Source organism: Kluyvera ascorbata ATCC 33433 (genome assembly GCF_000735365.1).
Classification (GTDB): domain Bacteria; phylum Pseudomonadota; class Gammaproteobacteria; order Enterobacterales; family Enterobacteriaceae; genus Kluyvera; species Kluyvera ascorbata.
This window is the reverse complement of the sequence record NZ_JMPL01000020.1, coordinates 21,795-42,776: the sequence shown is the minus strand read 5'-3', so window position 1 is coordinate 42,776 and position 20,982 is coordinate 21,795. Positions and strand designations below refer to the sequence as shown.

Annotated in this window: 17 protein-coding genes; 8 read left to right on the top strand and 9 right to left on the bottom strand. The window is 53.0% G+C overall.

Annotated features, from left to right (window positions below; translation table 11 throughout):
• Positions 1-228 precede the first annotated feature (228 nt).
• Entirely contained in the window at positions 229-1,044 is an 816-nt protein-coding gene (locus GKAS_RS07675) for an IclR family transcriptional regulator (protein ID WP_035893132.1), read from the top strand.
• 128 nt (positions 1,045-1,172) lie between these two features.
• Positions 1,173-1,634 (top strand): 4Fe-4S dicluster domain-containing protein, encoded by a 462-nt coding sequence (locus GKAS_RS07670; protein WP_035893131.1) that lies wholly within the window; start codon positions 1,173-1,175, stop codon positions 1,632-1,634.
• Here the strand turns inward: GKAS_RS07670 and GKAS_RS07665 are convergent.
• The 4 genes from GKAS_RS07665 to GKAS_RS07650 all read right to left on the bottom strand — a co-directional run bounded on the left by GKAS_RS07665 (position 1,626) and on the right by GKAS_RS07650 (position 8,355).
• The gene (locus GKAS_RS07665; RefSeq protein WP_035893130.1) at positions 1,626-3,341 is read right to left on the bottom strand and encodes a ShlB/FhaC/HecB family hemolysin secretion/activation protein; all 1,716 of its coding nucleotides are present in this window, start codon (positions 3,339-3,341) and stop codon (positions 1,626-1,628) included. The genes GKAS_RS07670 and GKAS_RS07665 overlap by 9 nt on opposite strands.
• Before the next feature lie 104 nt (positions 3,342-3,445).
• The gene (locus GKAS_RS07660) at positions 3,446-4,525 is read right to left on the bottom strand and encodes a collagen-like triple helix repeat-containing protein (protein ID WP_246870726.1); all 1,080 of its coding nucleotides are present in this window, start codon (positions 4,523-4,525) and stop codon (positions 3,446-3,448) included.
• A gap of 366 nt (positions 4,526-4,891) precedes the next feature.
• A complete protein-coding gene (gene avtA, locus GKAS_RS07655; RefSeq protein ID WP_035893129.1) occupies positions 4,892-6,145 on the bottom strand; it encodes a valine--pyruvate transaminase in 1,254 nt (417 codons plus the stop codon).
• A gap of 173 nt (positions 6,146-6,318) precedes the next feature.
• Positions 6,319-8,355: an alpha-amylase gene (locus GKAS_RS07650; protein WP_035893128.1), complete on the bottom strand. Its 2,037-nt coding sequence runs from the start codon at positions 8,353-8,355 to the stop codon at positions 6,319-6,321.
• Positions 8,356-8,661: 306 nt separating this feature from the next.
• On the opposite strand from GKAS_RS07650, the gene GKAS_RS07645 reads away from it, so the two are divergent.
• Positions 8,662-9,516, top strand: a complete 855-nt coding sequence (locus tag GKAS_RS07645) for a protein bax (protein WP_035893127.1) — start codon at positions 8,662-8,664, stop codon at positions 9,514-9,516.
• A 66-nt stretch (positions 9,517-9,582) separates the two neighbouring features.
• Here the strand turns inward: GKAS_RS07645 and xylR are convergent, their stop codons facing one another.
• From xylR to xylF, 4 genes are all read right to left on the bottom strand, one after another.
• Positions 9,583-10,767: a D-xylose utilization transcriptional activator XylR gene (xylR, locus tag GKAS_RS07640; protein WP_035893126.1), complete on the bottom strand. Its 1,185-nt coding sequence runs from the start codon at positions 10,765-10,767 to the stop codon at positions 9,583-9,585.
• Positions 10,768-10,837: 70 nt separating this feature from the next.
• Positions 10,838-12,019 (bottom strand): xylose ABC transporter permease XylH, encoded by a 1,182-nt coding sequence (xylH, locus tag GKAS_RS07635; protein WP_035893125.1) that lies wholly within the window; start codon positions 12,017-12,019, stop codon positions 10,838-10,840.
• Positions 11,997-13,538 carry a xylose ABC transporter ATP-binding protein gene (locus GKAS_RS07630; RefSeq protein WP_035893150.1) on the bottom strand — a complete coding sequence of 514 codons (1,542 nt, stop codon included), beginning with the start codon at positions 13,536-13,538 and terminating at the stop codon, positions 11,997-11,999. The genes xylH and GKAS_RS07630 overlap by 23 nt, the downstream gene beginning before the upstream one ends.
• A 57-nt stretch (positions 13,539-13,595) precedes the next feature.
• Positions 13,596-14,588 (bottom strand): D-xylose ABC transporter substrate-binding protein, encoded by a 993-nt coding sequence (gene xylF, locus GKAS_RS07625; protein WP_035893123.1) that lies wholly within the window; start codon positions 14,586-14,588, stop codon positions 13,596-13,598.
• 358 nt (positions 14,589-14,946) lie between these two features.
• Here xylF and xylA point away from each other — a divergent pair, with 358 nt between their 5' ends.
• The 3 genes from xylA (at position 14,947) to yiaB (ending at position 18,350) form a co-directional block, all read left to right on the top strand.
• Positions 14,947-16,269, top strand: coding sequence for a xylose isomerase (xylA, locus tag GKAS_RS07620; RefSeq protein WP_035893121.1), 1,323 nt, complete (start codon positions 14,947-14,949; stop codon positions 16,267-16,269).
• An 81-nt stretch (positions 16,270-16,350) separates the two neighbouring features.
• A complete protein-coding gene (gene xylB / locus GKAS_RS07615) occupies positions 16,351-17,805 on the top strand; it encodes a xylulokinase (RefSeq protein ID WP_035893119.1) in 1,455 nt (484 codons plus the stop codon).
• 167 nt (positions 17,806-17,972) lie between these two features.
• A complete protein-coding gene (gene yiaB / locus GKAS_RS07610; RefSeq protein ID WP_035893117.1) occupies positions 17,973-18,350 on the top strand; it encodes an inner membrane protein YiaB in 378 nt (125 codons plus the stop codon).
• On the opposite strand, the gene GKAS_RS07605 is transcribed toward yiaB, so the two are convergent.
• Positions 18,315-19,310 carry an acyltransferase gene (locus tag GKAS_RS07605; RefSeq protein ID WP_035893115.1) on the bottom strand — a complete coding sequence of 332 codons (996 nt, stop codon included), beginning with the start codon at positions 19,308-19,310 and terminating at the stop codon, positions 18,315-18,317. The genes yiaB and GKAS_RS07605 overlap by 36 nt on opposite strands.
• A gap of 316 nt (positions 19,311-19,626) precedes the next feature.
• On the opposite strand from GKAS_RS07605, the gene GKAS_RS07600 reads away from it, so the two are divergent.
• Both GKAS_RS07600 and glyQ read left to right on the top strand, forming a co-directional pair.
• The gene (locus GKAS_RS07600) at positions 19,627-19,932 is read left to right on the top strand and encodes a YsaB family lipoprotein (protein WP_035893113.1); all 306 of its coding nucleotides are present in this window, start codon (positions 19,627-19,629) and stop codon (positions 19,930-19,932) included.
• A 137-nt stretch (positions 19,933-20,069) separates the two neighbouring features.
• Complete coding sequence (gene glyQ / locus GKAS_RS07595) at positions 20,070-20,981, top strand: glycine--tRNA ligase subunit alpha (RefSeq protein WP_035893112.1); 912 nt, start codon at positions 20,070-20,072, stop codon at positions 20,979-20,981.
• Position 20,982 lies beyond the last annotated feature (1 nt).

Sequence of the window (20,982 nt, the reverse complement as noted above, 5' to 3'; positions counted from 1 at the left end):
CTGCGTTCCTGACGGTCTAAAGAAACAGCAAAAAGATCGTTTGTTAATCTCAATATTCCACATTGCGAAATCTGATTTCAAATATAGCGATCGTTTTTTAACAAAGCAATCTGTTTCATAATTTCTAAAATGTTGTAAAATCAAATGATTACAAATTATCTGCCAAGATCGTGAACTGAAACACACTTTGCGCTACCATCAGGTCGCGACAGAGACGAGGAGCGGAGCATGAGCAATAAAGCGAGTGATGTGGCGTCGGATAAGGAGAAGCCTGCGGGTAGCCAGAGCCTATTCCGTGGGTTGATGCTGATAGAAATCCTGAGTAACTATCCCAATGGATGTCCGTTGGCGCATCTATCTGAATTAGCGGGGCTCAATAAAAGCACCGTGCACCGGTTGTTACAGGGGCTTCAGTCCTGTGGCTATGTCACACCGGCCCCGGCGGCGGGAAGCTATCGGTTGACCACCAAGTTTATCTCGGTGGGGCAAAAGGCGCTGTCGTCCCTCAATATCATCCATGTCGCTGCGCCGCATCTGGAAACGCTGAATCTCGCGACCGGAGAAACGGTCAACTTTTCCAGCCGCGAAGACGATCACGCGATCCTGATTTATAAACTGGAGCCGACAACCGGCATGCTGCGTACTCGCGCCTATATTGGTCAGCATATGCCGCTGTATTGTTCTGCAATGGGCAAGCTCTATATGGCTTTTGGTCAGGAAGATTATGTGCGGCATTATTGGGAAAATCATCAGGATGAGATTCGCCAGTTGACCTGCAATACCATCACCGGGCTTCCTGCGATGTATGACGAGCTGGCGCAAATTCGCGAGTGCAAAATGGCGATGGATCGTGAAGAAAACGAGCTTGGCGTATCGTGCGTGGCGGTGCCCGTTTTTGATATTCATGGCCGCGTGCCGTACGCCATTTCGATTTCGCTTTCGACCTCCCGACTCAAGCAGGTGGGTGAGCAAAATCTCCTGAAGCCGCTGCGTGAAACCGCGCTGGCTATTTCCAACGAGCTCGGATTTAGCGTACGTAGCTAAGACTTCTGGCAGCTGGACAGATTGACCTGGGCATTTATCAAAAAATGCCCATTCCCCACCTCGGATCAAAGCATATCGCCCAGCCGCTCTGGCACTCTTAGGGTTTATCTCTCGCAACGGAGTGGGGAATGAACCCGTTTATTGTCGCTGATTCCTTAAAGTGCATTGGCTGTCGAACCTGTGAAGTGGCCTGCGTGGTGGCGCATCAGGATGAGCAGGCGTGCGCTAGCGTCTCGCGCGAGGCGTTTCTTCCCCGCATTCGGGTGGTGAAGGGCGGGACATTTTCCACGGCGGTGGCCTGCCATCAGTGCGAAGATGCCCCGTGCGGTAACGTGTGCCCTACCGGCGCTATCCATCGTGAAAACGGCGTGGTGGCGGTCGAACAGGCGCGATGCATCGGCTGTAAGAGCTGTATGCTGGCGTGTCCTTTTGGGGCGATGAACGTCAGCGTGCAGGCGCGACGACCTCAGGCGATAAAGTGCGATTTATGCCGCCACCGTGAAGACGGCCCTGCCTGCGTGGCGGCTTGCCCGACGGGAGCGCTGGCCTGTGTTGACGTCAGCCAGCGCCCGGTGCCGGGGTTAATGTAGGTTGTTGAAGTTCCAACTGAACGTCAGGCTGTAGCGCCAGTCACGGTTGTGGCTATCGGTGGGCACATCGCCGACCGGGCGCGCGGCCTCGACCGTCACGCTGTAGTGTTTGTTATCAGCAAGCATCACCCCGGCAGCAACAGACGCAAGCCGCTGATGTGGAAGCCCCGGCGCGTTGAACCAGGTTTGGGCGGTGTCGGTCAGCACGTACGGCTGCACGGTGGCAACCCAGCTGTTCTCTTTGATCGGATGTATGTAGCGAAGCTCAACTTGCCCGCCGTAGCCGTAGTCACCGCTGGCTTCTCCGTCCTGATAGCCACGCCCAAAGCGCTGGGCACCGAAGCTGACGCGTTCGGGTTCAGGCAAATCGTTATCCGACCAGTCACCTTCCATCGAGGTGGAGAGCCGCCATTTGTCGGTGATCATCCAGGCCGCATCAATATTGCTTTTCCACAGCGTGAAAGAGAGATCGTTGCCAAATGCAGGCGCTGCATCTGCCATGGATGAAATGTCCACGCCCTGGCGCAGCGTCAGCTTGCCGTTAATGCTGGCGCGGTCAAACGCCTGCAGACCGTTGATGCCAAATTCAAATGCCGGGTAACGAACGTGGCTTTTGAGGTCGATGCTATCGACTGTTTGCGTGTTCTCAACCTGGCGGACGTGGTTGTCGTTACGTCGGTCGGTATAGTCCACACCTCCGTTGACATTGAGCTGCTGCTTGCCGGTTAAGATAATCGGATAGCTGAACATCGCGCCGCCGTTATATTGCGTGGTCTCCTGTCGGGAATCTAAGTAGCCGCCCGAGTAGTACTGTAATGGCGTATAGTCCCGTGGGTTGTCGCGGTAGTAGCTACCTTTGAGCTGCATCATCAGCCCGTCGTCGGTCAGGAACTGTTGATAGTTAAGCCCTAAGTAGGATTTCCGCGTTGAGCTATCGAGTGGAATCAATGTCGCCAGCCCGAGCTGATCGCCATAGCTGGTCAAGTTACTCAGCGACCCGGTAACGAACGCCATGTTCTGGCTACGACGAGTATCAATGGTCGATGAAATATCCCAGATATGCGGCTGGATACTTTTGGCCTGCATGGCCGCGGCGCCATAGATGTTCTGCGGTAGCTGTGCGCTGGCATCGACGGTGACGCCGGGAGTTCGGGTCATTAATTGGGTATAGCGGTCGAAGGTAGCCTGCGTCAGCGGCTTTTCGGCCATGATTTTGGCGGCCAGTCGCTTTAAACGCTCAGCCAGATTCGGGTTGTTCGTTTGAATGTCGCTGTGTGCAACATAGCCCTCCACCAGGACGATTTTGATCGTGCCGTCATGAAAGTTGTCATCGGGAAGCCAGGCGTAGGATAGCGGATAGCCGTCGGCGCGGTAGCGCAGCGTAATATTATTAATGAGCCCGACCAGCGTTTTTAACGGGACCTGTTTGTGCGCGTAGGGAACAAAAGGCTGCAATAACTCTTTTAATGGATATACGGTGCCGCCAATAAACTGAATATGATCGACTTTAATAAGTGTTTCTGGCGTTAATTTATTTTTGGGAACGCTTACGGTTAAACTTGGTGCTGCAGCAGGAAGGGCTTGAGGCGTACTGTTATGTTCCGCTTTGGCCGGGTTATTGGGGTCAATCAATGCGGGTAATGTATCTGCTCTGGCTATATTAAGCAGAACAACCCCCGATAGCGCATAAGCCAGGGTCGTTTTCATGACGCGTTCCTTGTGTATTTTATTGTGCAAGGATGATTATTGTTATTCTGCTGAAAAACGTGCCCCCATTGCGGGGGCACGGAAAGCATTAATAAATATATAGCTTATTTTTTTAACGTTAACCCGCCGAGCAGACCACCTAAAGGATTACTGGTCGTCGTGGTAGTTGAAGAACTGCTGCTGGCGCTGGCGTTAGCAGAGGTGCTAACGTTGAGTGTATTCGTTAATGAACTGACCGTACCGCCCAGTGAAGCGCTTGCCAGCAGGCCGCCGCTGCTGGTCTGGGTGCCGGTAGGTTTCACTAAGCCACCGGTATCAGTCACGATATTCCCGACGCTACTGACGACCTGTCCGACGCCGCCAAGCACCGGTGTGGTGGTGCTGATGTTGTTACCAACTCCGCTCACGGTGGTGCCCACCTGGGTGAGCAGACCGTTAACCGGCGTACCTAAACCGGTCGTTGTCCCGACGCCCTGGGTGACACCCTGGACACCAGACAGCGTGTTATTAACGACAGAGGTGACGCCCGTTGTGGCGGCTACCGCGCCTGGGCTTTGCAAGGTGCTGGTTAAGCCAGTACCTGTGCTGCTGACAATCTGACCTGCGCTATTCACCACGTTGCCAACAAGGCCGGTCACGCCCGCGACTGGGGTACCTGAGGTGCTGGTAGAGAGATTATTACCCACGCCGGATACCGTGTTCCCCAGTACAGTAACGGTACTGGTGGTGCCCTGCAGCGTTGTCCCCACGCCGTTAGCGTTTGATGAGTTGCCTACACCGTTGGTGACGCCCGTCCCTAAAGTATCAACCGCGTTACCTACACCGCTGACGGTGGTTGAAATGGTTGACGTGACCGGGTTGTTACCTGCCGTGCTAGTCAGTTGACTGCCCAGACCGCTCAACGTATCGCCTACGCCGGACACCGCTTTCCCGGTTTCACCCAGAATGCTGCTGCCCGCCGTTTGACCACTACCAGAGCCATTTCCGTTGCCGCTACCATCACCGCCGCCGCTACCATCGCCGCCACCGGAGCCGTCGCCGCCGCCAGAACCACTACCCGTCGTGGTACCGTTTTTGGCCGTTGAGTGAGAACCCCCGCCGCTTCCGCTACAGGCAGAGAGTGAGAATGCAAGAAGCACCGCCATAGCAATTATGCTTAATTGGCTAATTTTTTTAGAGGCCATGATCTTATCTCCACCAGTTAAAAACGCCGAGTGCGTATTAGTCAGTGTATGGCGGAAATTAAGCCTTGCATGGGGCGTTTCTTTTCATACGAAAGTATGGAAAAGTCCGATTTAACTTAAGCGTAAACAAAGTCTGCTATGTAAATTAATATGCTCTTATGAAACATGTTCTTACTTTGAATTTAACATATTAAGCGGCGGTGAATAATAGGTTTTACTGTTAAGCGTTAATTAAATGGCGGTGGGAAATTGAGAGTAATCCGAGTGAATTAAAGAGGGTGGTTTTCTGGTTTTTATTCTTTAAATAACTATCAAGATCACAGAAAAATATCAGCCTCTGATTTTCAGAGGCTGATATATCGTATATTACTGGTTTTCTTTCCAGGCTAATTCTATCTCTTCGGCGAGGATTTTAACGCCCGCTTCGATCTTTTCTGGATCCGGTACATAGTTCATGCGCATGCACTGGTGAGTATGGTCCCAGGGTTTATCCAGCCCTGGGAAGAAGAAATCACCAGGTACCATCAGGACGCCGCGTTTTTTCAGGCGCTGGTAGAGCAGTTCGGTGGTAATCGGCAGGTCTTTGAACCATAGCCACAGAAAAATCGCGCCCTCGGGTTTATGGATAAGACAGCGGTCTTCCGGTAAATAGCGGCGGATAGTGGCGATGGTTTCCTGCACGCGCTGATAGTAGAAAGGCTTAATCACCGTTTCTGACAGGCGCAACAGATCGTGTCGTTTAATCATTTCACACATGATAGCTGGCCCAATACCACCCGGCGCCAGGCTGATAATGCCGTTCATGTTGCTGATGGCGGTGATGATTTTCTCGTCGGCGATGATGATACCGCAACGGCTACCCGGCAGGCCGAGCTTAGACAGGCTCATGCACAGCACGGTATTCGGGTTCCACAGCGGAGTTGCTTCGCTGAAGATAATGCCCGGGAACGGCACGCCATAGGCATTGTCGATAACCAACGGTATCCCGTGTTGGTTCGCCAGAGCGTCGAGCTGTTTGAGCTCTTCATCGGTAATGACGTTACCCGTTGGGTTTGTTGGACGCGAAACGCAGATCATTCCGGTGTCTTTGCCAATCGGCAAATTATCGAAATCAACGTGATATTTAAACTGCCCTTCCGGGAGCAGCTCAATATGCGGGCGGGTTGAGACGAACAGATCGTCTTCCAGACCGGAATCCGCGTAGCCGATGTATTCGGGAGTCAGCGGAAACAAAACCTTGCGGGTAGAACCATCCGCGCATCGACCTGCGAACAGATTGAACAAGTAGAAAAACGCGCTTTGGCTGCCATTTGTTAGTGCAATATTCTGTGGGCCAATATCCCAACCTAATTCATTACGCAGCATATCGGCCAGGGCGGTAAGCAGTTCATTCTTGCCCTGAGGACCATCGTAATTGCACAGCGCTTCAGAGACTTTGCCGCTTTCCAGCATCTCCGCCAGCAGGTTATTGAAGTAGGCGTTCATCTCAGGGATCTGCGCCGGGTTACCGCCGCCTAGCATGATAGCCCCTGGGGTGCGTAAACCGTCGTTGAGGTCTTCCATCAGGCGGGTAATGCCTGAATGGCGGGTGAACTTGTCGCCAAAAAGTGAAAATGTCATAGCTGAATTTCTATTGCTTGTTCTGTGATGTGGGTAACGATAACGCCACTGACGATGGGGTGCAAATGCGCTTGATGAACGGGTTTTAGAGAATAAATCGATGTATTTGTATTTTAATAGTCTTTTATTCTAAAGAGGCCCGTATGGCTGATGCGGGCCATGATAAGAAAAAATTATGGTTTGCCGGCCCACACGACCATCACTTTATCGTGGTCCGTTTCGCGGATAAAACCGTAGCCCTGGTCGAGCGTGAGCGTGGTTTGTTTACCGGCACCGATGGCAGGGTGGCGCGCGCGGAACTGGCCCAGCGTCTGCCAATGTTTAACCTCGGCTGCGGATTTACCGGTGACATCCTGCCAGTTCATCTGCGAGCGCGTGCCCTGTAGCGGATCTGAACCGGTAGGGCCGAATGGACGACTGGACTCATCGCCGTAGAAAATCTGCACCGCGCCGGGAGCCAGTAGCAGAAGTTCGGCGGCGTTATTGCCTTTCTCCCGGAACAGGCGGGTATCGTGAGAGGAGAGGTAGCTCAGCACGTTGAAGCGTTGGAGTTTGTCGGCCATTTGTTGCCAGGTCATATCGATACTGGAGAGACAGTCGGTCGCTTTCGCCGCCTGGTCCTGGTAATCGAAATTGATCATGGCGTCAAAGCCGTGGCGGTAGTAATCGCTCTCCATCACCCCGTGTCCCCAGGCTTCGCCGGTCATCCAGAACGGCGCGTCGTCGAGCGCTTTCTGCGGGTTGGCTTTTTTCCACTCGGCCAATGCGGCGACCGATTGTGTTTTAAGCTGCTGCCATGCCGCCATCTCAACGTGTTTCGCCGTATCAACGCGGAAGCCGTCAATACCATAGTCGCGTACCCATTGGCTAAGCCAGTGGGTGAGGTAGTCGCGTGGGGTGAAGCCATCGATAGCTTTTGCGTGGGTATCGGGCTTGTTACGGTAGAAATTCGGCAACCCGCTTGGCGTGGTGGATTCGGTTTTCAGATCCGGCAAAAACGCCAGCGACATTGTCAAATCGTCAAAGCCGGGATTGTCGTAGTCGCCAATATCTGTGCGGATCCACGCTTTGCCCCACCATTTTTCCCATGCGGCTTTATCGCTGAAGTTGATGTAATCGTTAAAGCTGTGCCAGGTCTGGCCCGGGCCGGGCTTCCAGTTTGTCCAGTGATCCCCGAGCGTTTTGGTGATTTCATCACCTTTGAGGTAGAGCGCACCAAACTGGAACTGCTGCATGTCGGCCAGAGTCGCGTAGCCGGTGTGGTTCATCACGACGTCAAACAGGATGCGGATGCCTCGCTGGTGTGCGCTATCAACCAGCGCGCGCAGATCCTCTTCGTTGCCCATATTGGCATCCAGTCGCGTCCAGTCCTGGGTGTAATAACCGTGATAAGCATAGTGCGGGAAATCGCCTTTTGTGCCGCCACCTACCCAACCGTGGATTTGCTCAAGTGGGGAGCTAATCCACAGTGCGTTAACGCCCAGACTCTTCAGGTAGTCGAGCTTGCTGGTTAAGCCTTTGAGGTCGCCGCCGTGGAAGGTGCCGATTTCCTCCATGCCGTCTTTGTGTCGCCCGTAGCTATTGTCGTTGCTAGGATCTCCATTTACGTAGCGGTCGGTCAGCACAAAATAAACCGTGGCGTTATGCCAGCTAAACGGCGCGGCGGTAGCGACGTCAGCGCGTTCAAGCAGTAATAATCCATTGCTGTTTTCGTCCGGGCGTAGCGTGATTTTTCCCTGCTTTACCGTCGCCGTCTGGCCGCTATAAAAGTCGCGAACGAGGCTGCCTTCCGGGAAGGTTTTGCCGACATCCAGCGTCAGCGGTTTGCCGTCCCAGCGCGGGCACTGGCGTACGTTGACCTGTTCTGCGGTGCTCTGTGTCTCACTTTGTACGGCGATAGTGAGCGTAGGCGTGCCGGAGCGGGTATCGACCTCCAGCGTGTAGTTGCCATCGCGGAAAAGACGCCACTGTGGCGCATCCCCCTGGCAGGGTTCCAGAGAGAGCATTTGGTTAAGACGAATCCCAGATGTGGGCTGCCAGCACTGTTGGTCAAAATTCAATCTTAACGGTCGGGTACCCTTCGTGAGCGTTTTTTGGCTACTGAATTTCCCCGTGCCGTCCGCTGCAAAAGTAGGAAAGCCCTCGGTGGACCAGTTTGCAGCACCGGCGAAAGTGGGAATCAGTAGCGGTATCAGGGCAGCGAATTTCATTCCAGGATCCTTGTGCCATCGGGTTTTACCAAGTTTGCCAGCCGTTTATCGTGCTGTACTCCTCCTGGCGAAAGGAGGAGATAAAGGGCTGAGTGATGGCGGTCAAAAAATGAACTAAAATGAGAGGTGGATGACATTTTGCCTGCGCAATTTGTCCTATGCTGAATCGCGTCCACGCGTCGTTTCGGAATCGGACTATTTCCTGAACGTGCGTTGGCGGGGTATTTTTGGTATAATTTGAGATTCAGCTCTCAATTTTTTGAAATAATAAGGCGTTGGAATGATTAAATCCGACCAGGAGACCTAATGATATCGACTCCCATTCGACGATATGGGGCCGCGATACTTATGTTACTCATCTGTACATTTTCAGGTGGGGTGTTTGCAACAACACACACGGTAACGAAGCATCCGAAAGCCTCGGTAACAAAGCATACGAAGGCGACGGCACCAAAAGTAACAAAGGCAAGTTATAGTAAGGCAAGCAGTAAACAAGAGTATTCTCGCAATAGTGTAAAGAGCAGTTCACTTCCTGATTTGCGAAAATACCCTTCCGGAACCCCAAGGAAAAGAGCGTTTCTCCGGACGGTAATGCCTTATATCACAAGCCAGAATGCTGCTATTACGGCGGATCGTAACTGGCTGGTTTCTAAGCAGTACGAAGGCCGTTGGTCGCCGTCTGAACGTGCGCGCTTGAAAGATATCGCTGCCCGCTACAAAGTCAGCTGGAACGGTAATACCCGCAAGGTGCCGTGGAATTCGCTGCTTGAGCGTGTCGATATTATTCCAGGCAGTATGGTCGCTACGATGGCTGCTGCAGAGAGCGGCTGGGGTACCTCTAAGCTGGCGCGCGCCAATAACAACCTGTTCGGCATGAAATGCGGTAAGGGCTGTAAAAATGGTGCAGGTTCAGTGAACGGCTACACCAAGTTTGATTCCGTAAAGGAGTCCGTTCAGGCCTACGCAGCTAACCTGAATACGCACCCGGCTTATGCCTCGTTCCGTAAATCTCGCGCTCAGATGCGTAAGTCGGATCAGGAACTCACCGCAACGGCGATGATCCATAAGCTGAAAGGTTATTCGACCAAGGGTTCAAGCTACAACGACTACCTGTTCGCGATGTACCAGGACAACCAGCGCCTGATCGCCGCACACATGTAATCAACGCTACAGTTAAAAAGGCCTTCCAATGGAAGGCCTTTTTTTATTCCGTCGCCAGTAAAGGGATCAGGTCTGAATCAACAGCTCGCTATGCTGTTCACGATACTCTTTCGGCGTGGTGTCGTACTCTTTCTTAAACACCGAGTAGAAATATTGCAGCGAGGGGTACCCGCACATCTGCGAGATTTCGTTAATCGACAGTGAAGTCGACACCAGCAGACTGCGTGCCTTCTCAAGTTTTTCGCTGTGGATGACCGCGTGAATCGTTTCCCCTACCTCTTCCTTAAAGCGTTTCTCAAGGTTAGAGCGTGAAATGCCTACAGAGTCCAGCACCTGTTCCACCTTGATACCTTTACAGGCGTTGTTGCGGATATAGTGCATGGCCTGAATGACGGCCGGGTCGTTCAAGGAGCGGTAATCAGTAGAGCGTCGTTCCATCACGCGCATCGGCGGCACCAGCACGCGCTGAAGCGGCAATACCTCGTTGTCTAGCAAGCGCTGCATCAGTTTTGCCGCCTGATACCCCATCTGTCGCGCGCCTTGTGCAACCGATGAGAGCGCGACGCGTGAGAGATAGCGGGTCAGCTCTTCGTTATCGATGCCAATGACGCACAGTTTTTCCGGTACGGGGATATGCAGATGCTCGCAGGCCTGCAAAATATGACGGGCTCGTGCGTCGGTGACGGCGATGATGCCGGTTTGCGGTGGCAGCGTTTGTAGCCAGTCGGCCAGTCGATTTTGCGCATGTTGCCAGTTTTCCGGTGCGGTTTCCTGGCCCTGGTAAATGACGCCGCGATACTTCTCTTTGGCTACAATCTGGCTAAACGCGTATTCTCGCTCTTCGGCCCAGCGCTTACCGCTAGCTGAAGGGAGCCCGTAAAACGCGAAGCGATGCACCCCTTTCTCTTTCAAATGTAAAAAAGCGCTTTCAACCAGCGCGTAGTTATCGGTCGCAATATAGTGAACGGGAGGGTACTGCTCCTGGCGATGATAGGAACCGCCGACGCCCACAATCGGCACGTTGACATCGGTGAGCAGGGCTTCGATGGTTGGGTCGTCGTAATCGGCAATGACGCCGTCACCCAGCCACTCTTTAATGTTTTCGATACGCGCGCGGAAATCTTCCTCTATGAAGATATCCCACTCGGATTGTGACGCCTGTAAGTATTCGCCTACGCCTTCAACCACCTGTCGGTCAAAAGCTTTATTGGCATTGAATAACAGCGTCACGCGGTGACGTTTTCCAAACATGGTTCAGGGTTCCTCGTGAATCATGATGGGTGTTGCCGTCATGAGAGACGGCAACACCACGGCTGGACGATTAAGCGCGCCGTTTGGTGGCGGAGTCCATCCAGACGGCGAGTAATAAAATTGCACCTTTGACGATATATTGCCAGAAAGTGGGAACGTCCATCATACTCATTCCGTTGTCGAGCGAGGCCATAATAAATGCTCCCATCACCGCGCCGGCAACGCTACCGACACCGCCCGCGAGGCTGGTGCCGCCGATTACGCAGGCGGCAATGGCATCCAGTTCGGCAATGTTCCCGGCAGATGGTGAACCCGCCCCTAGACGTGAGCTAAGAATAAGCCCGGCAATGGCGACCATCAGGCCGTTGATAGCAAATACAGCCAGCTTATTACGCTCGACGTTAATACCGGAAAGCCTCGCGGCTTCGATATTGCCGCCGATAGCGTATATGCGTCGGCCAAAAGCGGTGCGCGTAGCCATAAACATTCCCGCCAACAGCAGCAGCGTGAGCAGCAGAACCGGCGTTGGCACGCCACGATAATCGTTGAGCAGCCAGATAGCGCCCAGTACGATAACCGCCGTTAACGCCTGACGGCCCACCACGCCGCTGGATGCCGGAGTGCCCAGTCCCAGCGACTGACGCCGCATGCGCCCGCGCCACTGCCAGGCAATAAACGCCATCAGCCCAATAGCGCCAAAGGTGAAGCCAATACCGTTCGGCAGGTAGCTTTGACCAATTTGCGACATCGCCGCGCTGGTCGGTGAGACGGTCGTACCGTTGGTTATCCCAATCAGAATGCCGCGGAAGGCGAGCATCCCGGCGAGCGTCACGATAAACGATGGCACTTTCCGATAGGCGACCCACCATCCGTTCCAGGCTCCCAGCACCAGCCCCATCGCCAGCGTGACGATGATGGTCAGCGGCAGCGGCCAGCCGAGCCAGACATCAAAAATAGCGGCGGCGCCGCCCAGCAGGCCCATCATTGAGCCGACAGAAAGGTCGATTTCAGCAGAGATAATCACGAATACCATACCGACGGCGAGAATGCCGGTGATGGCAGTCTGGCGCAGCAGGTTGGAGACGTTACGTGCGCTGAGGTAGGCGCCGTCGGTGGTCCAGGTAAAGAACAGCATAATCACCACAATGGCCGCGATCATGACGAAGACCTGGAGGTTGAGCGATTTGAGCCGCAGCGCAGGAGCGGATGCAGGGGCCGCCAGCTTGATTTCAGACGGGTTGTTTTTCGACATGACGTTCACTCCTTAAGGCGGCTTCCATCACTTGTTCCTGAGTCAGACCGTTATTGACCAGGTTGGCTTTTAATTTCCCCTCGTGCATGACCAGCACCCGGTCGCTCAGACCCAGTACTTCCGGCAGTTCGGAGGAGATAACGATGACGGCAATGCCTTGCTGCACCAGTTGATTAATCAGCTTGTAGATTTCGTACTTTGCGCCGATATCGATACCGCGCGTCGGTTCATCAAGAATGAGAATGCGCGGATTAAGCAGCAGGCAGCGTGCCAGGATGGCTTTTTGCTGGTTCCCGCCGCTGAGCCGACCGATGGCGAGATCCGGTGATGAGGTTTTTACTTTCAGCCGCTGGATAGACTGTAAAATGCACTGCTGCTCTTTGGCATCATCCAGGCTGCTCAGTGCGCCGCTGAAGTCGTTGAGTGCGGCAAGCGTGATATTTTTTCCAACCGCCATCACCGGCACGATGCCGTCTTTTTTGCGATCTTCCGGCACCATCGCAATGCCGTGGCCGATGGCCTGCTGGCAGTTACGGATGTCCACTTGCTTGCCATCAATAAAGACGTTGCCTTCCCAGCGCCCGCGCCAAACGCCAAACAGGCACTGGACGGCCTCGGTGCGCCCGGCCCCCACCAGGCCAGCGATGCCCAGAATCTCCCCGCGTTTAAGGCTAAAGGAGATGTCGTTCACGCGCTTAATATGCCGGTTCACGGGATGCCAGGCGGTAAGGTGCTCCACGCGCAGAATTTCATCGCCAGCCGTATGTGGCTCGCTCGGATAGAGCGCGGTGAGCTCGCGCCCAACCATCATGGTGATAATGTCGTCTTCGGTCATGCTGGTCGCATCACGGGTACCGATATGCTGGCCATCGCGGATCACGCAGATGGTGTCAGAGATCGCTTTCACTTCGTTGAGTTTGTGGGAGATATAAATACAGGCGATGCCATGATTTTGCAGATCGCGAATGATCCCCAGCAGCACGGCAGTCTCTTGTTCCGTGAGCGAGGCGGTGGGTTCGTCCAGAATAAGCAGCCGTACCTGCTTGTTCAGCGCCTTGGCAATTTCAACCAACTGCTGCTGCCCCAGGCCTAAATCACCCACTCGCGTATCGGGTGAAATCGCGAGGTTCACCTGCGCCAGCAGTTTTTCGCAGCGCAGCGTCATGGTGTCGTAATCCAATACGCCGTGGCGGCTAACCTCAGTGCCGAGAAAAATATTTTCCAGCACGGTCAGATGCTTAACCAGTGCCAGTTCCTGGTGAATAATGGCAATGCCTTTGCGCTCGGTATCGCGAATATGCGTGGGCTGTAGCGTCTCGCCAGCAAAAACAATTTCACCCTCGTAGCTGCCATGGGGGTAAATACCGCATAGCACCTTCATTAACGTAGATTTTCCTGAGCCGTTTTCGCCGCACAGGGAAATCACTTCGCCAGGGTTTAATCGCAGGCTGACATTATCAATCGCCTTCACCACCCCGAAGGTCTTGGTGATGCTTTTCATTTCGAGTAAATAGGGCATAAGTGCTTGTGCTCCGCGTAAGCCTGGCTGCCCCAGCGCGAGGCTGGGGCGGGCCATTTAGAGTTCGCTCTTCTTATGGAAACCATCTTTTACAACGGTGTCGTCAATATTGGTTTTATTGACTTCAATTGGGGTGAGCAGGCGGGACGGTACATCCTTCAGACCATTATTCAACGTGGCATCGGCTTTTGGCTGCTTGCCGTTACCGAGCTCAACGGCGATTTCTGCTGCGCTGTTGGCCAGTAAGGTGATCGGTTTATACACGGTCATGGTTTGCGTGCCGTTGATAATACGTTTCACCCCTGCCAGATCGGCATCCTGACCAGAGATAGCTACTTTGCCAGCCAGACCCTGAGCGCTGAGCGCCTGAATAGCACCGCTTGCGGTGGCATCGTTTGACGCCACAACTGCATCGATTTTGTTATTGTTGGCGGTGAGGGCGTTCTCCATAATTTTCAGCGCATTTTCCGGCAACCAACCGTCAACCCATTGATCGCCGACAACTTTAATTTTGCCATCATCAATATAAGGCTTTAATACTTTCATCTGTCCGGCGCGGAAAAGTTTGGCATTATTATCAACCGGTGAACCACCCATCAGGAAATAATTACCCTGAGGTACCTGATTAACCAGACTTTGTGCCTGCATTTCACCGACTTTTTCGTTGTCGAAGGAAATATAAAAATCAATATCCGCATTATTGATCATGCGGTCGTAAGCTAATACTTTAATGCCTTCTTGTTTCGCTTCTTTAATTACGTTGCTAAGTACTTGCCCGTTATAAGGAATAATGACAAGGACATCTACACCGCGGTTGATCATATTCTCGATCTGCGACATTTGTGTCTCTTCATTGCCGTTAGCAGATTGCACAAAAACCTGTGCCCCCAGCTGTTCAGCCTTATTCACGAAGATGTCGCGGTCTTTTTGCCAGCGCTCAAGGCGCAGGTCGTCAATAGCCATACCGATTTTTACTTCTTTGGCACTACTCACCATGCTGGTGAGAAGTAGCGATGCGCAGAGTGTGAGGCAAAGGTTCTTTATCTTCATAATCGTAATGCCTTCTGTAGGGATAGGTGATGAGATTGGCGATAAAAGAAACGGAGATGACTTAACACGCAGCAAATTTTTAACATGTAAATTCTGGCTGGCAATTACAGATTTTTATCTTCCTATTACGATATTTCGTTTAATTGTCAAATTTTGACCGTGATCTGATTTTAAAATCACCGTATGCAAAATTTACTCACATAAAGCGAGGCAGATTCCTATTTATTTTGCGAGCCAGCGCACATTTGTGGATTCTCTTAATAGCAGTGTGAAATAACGTAATTGAGCTAGTGCAAATCAGAATTCAGTATTACAAAACGAATTATTCCTCGCCGCCTGTCAGATTATGGAGTTCATTATGCAAGCTTATTTCGACCAACTGGATCGCGTTCGTTTTGAAGGCCCAAAAACTGAGAACCCGCTGGCTTTCCGCCACTACAACCCGGACGAGTTAGTGCTGGGCAAACGTATGGAAGACCACCTTCGCTTTGCTGCTTGCTACTGGCATACCTTCTGCTGGAACGGTGCAGATATGTTTGGCGTTGGCTCATTTGACCGCCCATGGCAGCAGCCTGGTGAAGCGATTGAGCGTGCGAAACGTAAAGCTGACGTGGCATTTGAATTCTTCCACAAACTGAATGTGCCTTACTACTGCTTCCACGATGTGGACGTTTCTCCGGAAGGCGCGAACCTGAAAGAGTACCTGAACAACTTTGCGCAGATGGTGGATGTGCTGGCAGAGAAACAGCAGCAGAGCGGCGTGAAGCTGCTGTGGGGTACCGCAAACTGCTTCACTAACCCACGCTATGGCGCAGGTGCGGCAACGAACCCAGATCCAGAAGTCTTTAGCTGGGCTGCGACTCAGGTATTCACCGCGATGAATGCTACCCATAAGCTGGGTGGTGAAAACTACGTCCTGTGGGGCGGTCGTGAAGGTTACGAAACGCTGCTGAATACCGATCTGCGCCAGGAACGCGAGCAGATTGGCCGCTTCATGCAGATGGTGGTTGAGCACAAACACAAAATTGGTTTCCAGGGTACGCTGCTGATTGAGCCGAAACCTCAGGAACCGACTAAACACCAGTACGACTACGATGCTTCCACCGTTTACGGCTTCCTGAAGCAGTTCGGTCTGGAAAAAGAAATTAAGCTCAACATCGAAGCAAACCATGCGACGCTGGCTGGCCACTCGTTCCATCACGAAATTGCGACGGCGATTGCGCTGGGCCTGTTTGGCTCCGTGGATGCCAACCGCGGTGACCCGCAGCTGGGCTGGGATACCGACCAGTTCCCGAATAGCGTGGAAGAAAACTCGCTGGTGATGTATGAAATTCTGAAAGCGGGCGGCTTCACAACAGGTGGCCTGAACTTCGATGCGAAGGTTCGTCGCCAGAGCACCGATAAGTATGACCTGTTCTACGGCCACATCAGCGCAATGGATACCATGGCACTGTCGTTGAAAGTCGCTGCCCGTATGATTGAAGGCGGTGAACTGGATAAACGTGTGGCGAAACGCTATGCGGGCTGGAACGGCGAGCTGGGTCAACAGATCCTGAAAGGCCAGATGTCCCTGCAGGAGCTGGCAAAATATGCCGAACAGCATCAGCTGGCACCACAGCACCAGAGTGGCCATCAGGAGCTGCTGGAAGGGCTGGTAAACCACTACCTGTTCGACAAGTAAGTTAATCACCGCATTTCGCAGTATAACGTGCCCGGGAGCGTGAGCTTGCCGGGCATCGTACCACTTAAAGGAGCAGTCGCGATGTATATCGGCATAGATCTAGGCACGTCTGGCGTTAAGGCGATTCTGCTTGATGAACAGGGAACCGTCCTGGCGTCACAGACGGAAAAACTGACGGTTTCCCGTCCCCACCCGCTATGGTCAGAACAGGACCCAGAGCAGTGGTGGCAGGCAACGGATCGTGCTATCAAAGGACTCAGCCAACTGCACAGCCTTCAGGGCGTAAAGTCCTTGGGGATTGCAGGGCAAATGCACGGTGCGACGCTGTTGGACAAACACCAGCGCGTGCTGCGCCCGGCTATCCTGTGGAACGATGGACGCTGTGCTGAAGAGTGTGAGCTTCTGGAAGCGAAGGTGAAAACGTCGCGGCAGATAACCGGTAACCTGATGATGCCTGGTTTTACTGCACCGAAGCTGCTGTGGGTACAGCGCCACGAGCCTGAGATCTTCAGTCATATCGATAAGGTACTATTACCAAAAGATTATTTGCGTCTGCGTATGACCGGTGATTTTGCCAGTGATATGTCCGACGCGGCAGGCACCATGTGGATGGACGTCGCGAAGCGTGACTGGAGCGATGAGATGCTCGCCGCTTGCCATCTGACCCGTGACAACATGCCGGCGCTGTATGAAGGTTGCGACATCACTGGAAAATTGCTGCCATCGGTTGCCAGCGCATGGAATATGCCTGCGGTGCCGGTAGTCGCAGGTGGTGGTGATAATGCCGCTGGCGCCGTCGGCGTGGGCATGGCGGATGCCGGTCAGGCGATGCTGTCGTTGGGCACCTCAGGCGTTTACTTTGCGGTGAGCGAGGGGTTTCTGAGCAAGCCAGAAAGCGCCGTACACAGTTTCTGCCATGCGCTGCCTGGCCGCTGGCATTTGATGTCGGTGATGCTGAGCGCCGCGTCTTGCCTGGATTGGGCTGCAAGGTTGACCGGCCTGACAACCGTGCCTGCACTGATTAGCGCAGCGGAAAATGCGGATACCAGCGCGGATCCAATTTGGTTCTTACCGTATCTTTCCGGTGAACGCACGCCGCACAATAACCCGCAAGCGAAGGGTGTCTTCTTTGGCCTGACGCATCAGCATGGCCCTGCCGAGCTGGCAAAAGCGGTGTTGGAAGGCGTGGGTTATGCATTGGCTGATGGGATGGATGTGGTCCATGCCTGCGGCGTGACGCCAGAAAGCATCACGCTTATCGGCGGCGGTGCGCGAAGCCCATGGTGGCGGCAGATGCTGGCAGATATTAGCGGGTTACAGCTGGACTACCGCACCGGGGGTGATGTTGGCCCGGCGCTAGGTGCAGCACGGCTGGCACAAATCGCCGTGAATCCGGACAAGCCGCTGTCAGACTTACTGCCGCAGCTTAAGCTGGAACAAACACATTATCCGGATGCTCAGCATCATGCTGTTTATCAGCAGCGCCGTGAGACCTTCCGCAAACTGTATCAGCAGCTCCTGCCGCTGATGTCCTGATGATAAATCCCTCCTGCTTGCAGGAGGGATTTACTCGCGCAATTAAATCGACGCAAACAATAAAATAATTGCATGGTTTTATTCTGAAATGCTCCCCTGAATCCCTTTTTCAGTGTTGTCAGTCTCCCGTTTCCCATAATGTGCATTTGATGGATAAGGAGATTCTAATGAAACGTTCTGTGCTTATTTCATGGCTATTCATGCTGACTGGAGCCCTGATTTACCTCATTGGGCTTTGGCAGGCTTGCCCGTTATTAAGTGGAAAAGGCTATTTTCTGGGCGTGCTGATGACCGGCATGTTCATCGTCTATGCCTACCAGCGTGAAGTGAGGCGTGGCCTGATGGACGAGGGTTTTGCCTCTGTCTGCCGGATGGTGGCGCTGATAACTAGTGGGCTACTGCTGGTGGGATTGTGGAATGCGCCACTCTCACTGGTCGAAAGAGGCGCATATCTTGCGGCATTCTGTCTTTGTATATCGGGTCAGTATCTTCTGATGCGGGTTGCGGAATTAGCTGACCAGCCTACGGGTATCGACACGCTGTAGCAGCATAGAAAGCATAAGGCTCCCGGCAAGCGTTGCGCTGAATATCCAGAAAATATCCAGGGCCGGCCAGCGTTTTAATTCCAGACCGCCGGTACGTAAGGCGTAAATAATCAGCGCGTGAAAGCCATAAATACCCAGCGAATGTTTTGAAATAAACCCGAGTCCCGGAAGCACTCGCGCGTTCAGGGTGTTTTTAACCAACGTCAGCAGCGATGTGGCGCAGATAAAGACCATCGGGCCGCAGTAGACGTACCAGGTATCGGCGAAGTTGCCGCGCCATTGCAGTTCGTGCAGCGTACCCCGAGATATAACCCATACGGAGGCCGCAAACAGCAGCGCGCAGCACCAGGACAGACCTTTTTTATCGGTTTCCATCATGCCAATTGCACGTCCTAGTAGCCCGTAAATAACGTAATAGAACGTATCGCCGTTGATATACAAATTGACTGGCAGCCATTCGACGCCGTGAGCGCTTAGCGAAACGGTATTAGGGTTCGCCACCAGGCCAATCACGACCATTAACGCCAGCAACATTTTGCCGCTAATGGTTTTGACCTCAATCAACGGCGAAACCAGATAAATAACGATGATGGCGAAGAAAAACCACAGGTGATAGAACACCGGTTTTTGCAGGATATGCTTCAAGGAGCTTTCAACGCTGATATGAGTAAAAGAGGCAATAAACAGCAGCGCGACGGCGCTATAGAACAACAGGCAGAGTGCAATGCGCAGAAAATGGCGCGGCTGTGCGCTACGCGGGCCGAAAAACAGGTAGCCCGAAATCATAAAGAAGAGCGGCACGCTGACGCGGGAAGCGGAGTTTAAGACGTTGGCAAAGTCCCAGCTTAGCGGACTCACGTCGTGCGGGTGGGTGATGTACCAGGTCGTGGTATGGATCATCACCACCATCAGGCAGGCAATTCCGCGTAAGTTCTCAATCCAGTTAATCTTTGCTTGCATCAGATACCTATTTTTCCGCTATAAATAAGAACCTATCCCATTAGGCTATTTTATTCGCCATTTTGAGGTCGTGCAGTGCTCAAAATCCTCACGTACTACGTGTACGCTCCGGTTTCTGCGCGCTGTACGACCTCAAACTGGCTTCAACAATTACGCCTACTGGGATAGGTTCTAAGGTCAGACTCGCCCCAGTGTTAGCTATCTCACTGGATAATTCCGAGTTTCTCGCCCCGCACTTGTGATGGTGTCGCAATCTTCGCACAATGCGGCGGTAAGAAGGGGTAAAGCCTAAAATAACAGCCCGGTAAGATAAATAATGATGATGAAGTCTCTCTCTACTTTGCTGGCGCTTATTGTGCTTGCAGGGTGCTCGTCGGCCGAATCGCCGGCTGTGCAAAAATCACAAAATGCGCGAGTGAATCCCGAGCGTTCGCTTTCTATGGAGCAATTGTGCAAAGACAATGCTGCTGAGCGCTATAACACCGCGACGAAGAAAATTGATGTCACCGGGTTTGAACGTTTTCAAGGCAGTTATGAACTCCGCGGCTATACGGCGCGAAATGAAAGTTTTGTCTGCTCTTTCGATGCCGATGGCCGATTTTTACATCTCTCCATGAGCTAAAACGGGTGGGTTCGTGGTAAAAACGGGCCTGTTTTCCCAATTTAGTCTAAACAACCTCGTTTCATACTGTATATCTCGCAGCCAGCGGGTATACTGACTCCTTCCTTTAAATCCACACGTATCCAGCACGAAATCATATGCAAAAGTTTGATACCAGGACCTTCCAGGGCCTGATCCTGACCTTACAGGATTACTGGGCTCGTCAGGGCTGCACCATTGTTCAACCACTGGACATGGAAGTTGGCGCCGGCACCTCACACCCAATGACTAGCCTGCGTGCGTTGGGGCCAGAACCGATGGCGACTGCCTACGTGCAGCCTTCTCGTCGCCCAACCGATGGCCGCTATGGCGAAAACCCGAACCGTTTACAGCACTACTATCAGTTCCAGGTAGTGATTAAACCGTCTCCGGACAACATCCAGGAGCTGTACCTCGGATCACTGAAAGAGCTGGGTATGGACCCGACCATCCACGACATTCGTTTCGTGGAAGACAACTGGGAAAACCCAACGCTGGGTGCCTGGGGTCTGGGTTGGGAAGTGTGGCTGAACGGTATGGAAGTGACGCAGTTCACTTACTTCCAGCAGGTTGGCGGTCTGGAATGTAAACCGATCACCGGTGAGATCACCTATGGTCTGGAACGTCTGGCAATGTACATTCAGGGCGTAGACAGCGTTTACGACCTGGTCTGGAGCGACGGCCCGTTGGGTAAAACCACCTACGGCGACGTATTCCATCAAAACGAAGTGGAGCAGTCCACTTACAACTTCGAATACGCGGACGTGGACTTCCTGTTCACCTGCTTCGAGCAGTACGAGAAAGAAGCGCAGCAGCTGCTGGCGCTGGAAACTCCGCTGCCGCTGCCTGCTTACGAGCGTATTCTGAAAGCCGCCCATAGCTTTAACCTGCTGGATGCGCGTAAAGCCATCTCTGTCACCGAACGTCAGCGCTATATCCTGCGCATTCGTACCCTGACCAAAGCAGTGGCAGAAGCTTACTATGCTTCCCGTGAAGCCCTCGGCTTCCCGATGTGCAACAAGAATAAATAAG

Excerpts from the sequence above, each read along its gene's own strand:
- GKAS_RS07675 (WP_035893132.1), top strand. The coding sequence starts at position 229 with ATGAGCAATAAAGCGAGTGATGTGGCGTCGGATAAGGAGAAGCCTGCG.
- GKAS_RS07670 (WP_035893131.1), top strand. The coding sequence starts at position 1,173 with ATGAACCCGTTTATTGTCGCTGATTCCTTAAAGTGCATTGGCTGTCGA.
- GKAS_RS07665 (WP_035893130.1), bottom strand. The coding sequence starts at position 3,341 with ATGAAAACGACCCTGGCTTATGCGCTATCGGGGGTTGTTCTGCTTAAT.
- GKAS_RS07660 (WP_246870726.1), bottom strand. The coding sequence starts at position 4,525 with ATGGCCTCTAAAAAAATTAGCCAATTAAGCATAATTGCTATGGCGGTG.
- avtA (WP_035893129.1), bottom strand. The coding sequence starts at position 6,145 with ATGACATTTTCACTTTTTGGCGACAAGTTCACCCGCCATTCAGGCATT.
- GKAS_RS07650 (WP_035893128.1), bottom strand. The coding sequence starts at position 8,355 with ATGAAATTCGCTGCCCTGATACCGCTACTGATTCCCACTTTCGCCGGT.
- GKAS_RS07645 (WP_035893127.1), top strand. The coding sequence starts at position 8,662 with ATGATATCGACTCCCATTCGACGATATGGGGCCGCGATACTTATGTTA.
- xylR (WP_035893126.1), bottom strand. The coding sequence starts at position 10,767 with ATGTTTGGAAAACGTCACCGCGTGACGCTGTTATTCAATGCCAATAAA.
- xylH (WP_035893125.1), bottom strand. The coding sequence starts at position 12,019 with ATGTCGAAAAACAACCCGTCTGAAATCAAGCTGGCGGCCCCTGCATCC.
- GKAS_RS07630 (WP_035893150.1), bottom strand. The coding sequence starts at position 13,538 with ATGCCCTATTTACTCGAAATGAAAAGCATCACCAAGACCTTCGGGGTG.
- xylF (WP_035893123.1), bottom strand. The coding sequence starts at position 14,588 with ATGAAGATAAAGAACCTTTGCCTCACACTCTGCGCATCGCTACTTCTC.
- xylA (WP_035893121.1), top strand. The coding sequence starts at position 14,947 with ATGCAAGCTTATTTCGACCAACTGGATCGCGTTCGTTTTGAAGGCCCA.
- xylB (WP_035893119.1), top strand. The coding sequence starts at position 16,351 with ATGTATATCGGCATAGATCTAGGCACGTCTGGCGTTAAGGCGATTCTG.
- yiaB (WP_035893117.1), top strand. The coding sequence starts at position 17,973 with ATGAAACGTTCTGTGCTTATTTCATGGCTATTCATGCTGACTGGAGCC.
- GKAS_RS07605 (WP_035893115.1), bottom strand. The coding sequence starts at position 19,310 with ATGCAAGCAAAGATTAACTGGATTGAGAACTTACGCGGAATTGCCTGC.
- GKAS_RS07600 (WP_035893113.1), top strand. The coding sequence starts at position 19,627 with ATGATGATGAAGTCTCTCTCTACTTTGCTGGCGCTTATTGTGCTTGCA.
- glyQ (WP_035893112.1), top strand. The coding sequence starts at position 20,070 with ATGCAAAAGTTTGATACCAGGACCTTCCAGGGCCTGATCCTGACCTTA.